This is a genomic window from Mycobacterium sp., assembly GCF_035499775.1.
Lineage (GTDB): Bacteria > Actinomycetota > Actinomycetes > Mycobacteriales > Mycobacteriaceae > Mycobacterium.
Map to the genome: position 1 here is coordinate 1 of NZ_DATJYB010000495.1, position 2543 is coordinate 2543.

At 67.7% G+C, this 2543-nt stretch carries 1 protein-coding gene; it reads left to right on the forward strand.

The features are described from left to right. The coding region (locus tag VML93_RS30475; protein WP_325616288.1) for a condensation domain-containing protein at positions 1-2543 on the forward strand (2543 nt) is incomplete at both ends.

Consider the following 2543-nt stretch of genomic DNA (forward strand, 5'->3'; position numbering starts at 1 on the left):
CCGTCGACGCGCGCGACTGCCTGCAGTCCGTCGACGCGTTGTCCGACGACGCGGTCCTCGCGGCGCGGTCGCGACTGAACCCGGCCGCCGGGGTGATGCTGAGCGCGCTCTGGGCTGCCGAGACCGGCCGGCTGGCGCTGATCATTCACCACCTGGCCGTCGATGCGGTGTCCTGGTTGATCTTGTTGGCGGACCTCAACATCGCCTGGGTCCAGCATTGCGCCGGGCAGTCGGTGCAGCTGCCGGCGACCGGGACGTCGTTCCAACGCTGGGCGGAGCGGCTAACCGAGCACGCCAGCACCGCTGAAGTCGTTGCACAGCAACAACTTTGGCAACAGGTCGCGGCGACCCCCGCGGCGCTGCCCGCGGTGCGGCCGGACCTCGACACCTATGCGCGGGCCGGGCATCTGTCGGTGTCGCTCGATGAGGGCGACATCACCCGGACGCTTTTGGGTGAGGTGCCCGCCGCATTCCACGCCGGGATACACGAAATCCTGTTGATCGCGTTCGGGCTGGCGTGGGCAGAGTTCTTCGGCACCTTGGGTAACGGCGCCGCGCCGATCGGCATCGACGTCGAAGGCCACGGACGTAACGAGGAGCTGGGCCCCGACATCGACCTGTCCCACACGGTCGGCTGGTTTACCACCAAATACCCGGTTTCCTTGGCGGTGGGTGGGCTGTCCTGGGCGCAGGTGGTCGGCGGCGACGCCGCGCTGGGCACGGTGCTCAAGGACGCCAAAGAGCAGTTGCGGGCGCTGCCCGACGGCCTGACCTATGGTGCGCTGCGATATCTGAACGACGACGTCGACCTGAACGGGTCCGACCCGCCGATCGGGTTCAACTATTTCGGGCGGCTGAGCGGCGCGACCGACGCATCCTTCGAAGGCTGGCAGATCTGCCCCGACGGCGCGTCGGTCACCGCTGCGGCCACGGCGGTACCGATGCCGCTGATGCACACCGTGGAACTCAACGCCGGCACCGTCGACACCGGGGCCGGCCCGCACCTGCACGCCGACTGGACCTGGGCGCTTTCAGCCGTCGACGAGGCACAGATCAGCAGGCTGAGCCGGTTGTGGTTCGAGGCCCTGACCGGCATTTGCGCCCATGTCCGATCCGGCGGGGGCGGGCTGACGCCGTCCGATATCGCGCCGGCGCGCCTTAGCCAACAGCAGATCGATGAACTGCATCGGCAACACCGGATCGCTGACGTGTTGCCGCTGACCCCCCTGCAGCAGGGCCTGCTCTTTCACGCCAGCACCGCAGCCGGCGACGACGACGTCTATGCGGTGCAGCTGGACTTCACCGTGACCGGCGCCCTCGATCCACACCGCCTGCGCGATGCGATGCAGACGGTGGTCGCCCGCCATCCCAACCTGGTGGCCCGGTTCTGCCAACAGTTCGACGAACCGGTGCAGATCATCCCGGCCGATCCGGAGATGGCGTGGCGCTACCTCCAACTCGACGGCGATCCGGATGAGCGGATCCGGCGGCTGTGCGCCGTCGAACGCGCCGCCGTCTACGACCTCGCCGAGCAGCCGGCTTTCCGGGTGGCTTTGACCCGCACCGCACCGGGCCGGCACCGGTTGGTGCTGACAATCCACCACATCGTGCTCGACGGCTGGTCGCTGCCGATCCTGCTGGCGGAGATATTCGCCAGCTTCAACGGTCACCAACTGCCCGCGCCGTCGGTCTCGTACCGGACATTCCTTACCTGGCTGGCCGATCGAGACCTGGATGCCGCCCGTGCCGCCTGGCGTGCGGTGTTCGCCGGCTTTGACACCCCCACGCTGGTCAGCCCGCGGCAAAGGTTGGGGCTGGGGACCCGCGGCGTCCAATCGTTCCGGGTGTCCGCCGAGATCACGCGCGCCCTTGGCGAACTGGCCCGCTCGCGTCACACCACCGTCAACATCGTGCTGCAGTCCGCCTGGGCGCAACTGCTGTGCTGGCTGACCGGCCACCACGATGTCGCGTTCGGCACCACGGTCTCGGGTAGGCCGGCCGAGTTGGCGGGTGCGGAATCGATGGTGGGCCTGTTGATCAACACGGTGCCGGTACGGGCGCGCATCACCGCGGAAACCGCCACCGCGGATCTGCTGGACCAACTGCAAAGCGCACACAACGACACCCTTGATCACCAGCACTTGGCGCTCAGCGAAATGCACCGGATCACCGGGCAGGACAAGCTGTTCGACACCCTGTTCGCCTACGAGAACTATCCGATCGACACCGGCGCGCTGTCCGGCGACCACGAGTTGGCCATCACCGAGGCCAGCATCCGCGAATACAACCACTACCCGTTGACGGTGCAAGCCCAGCCGGGCGACGAACTCGGGCTGCGCGTCGAATACGACACCGACGTGTTCGATGCGGCCGCGATCGAGGCGTTGGTTGAGCGGTTGCGCCGGGTGTTGGTGGCGATGTCGGGTGATCCGGGGCGGCGGTTGTCGTCGATCGATGTGCTCGAGGGTGATGAGCGTGCGTGGTTGGTGCGGGTGGGGAATTGGGGGGTGTTGGCGGGGTCGGTGGGGGTGTCGGTGTCGATT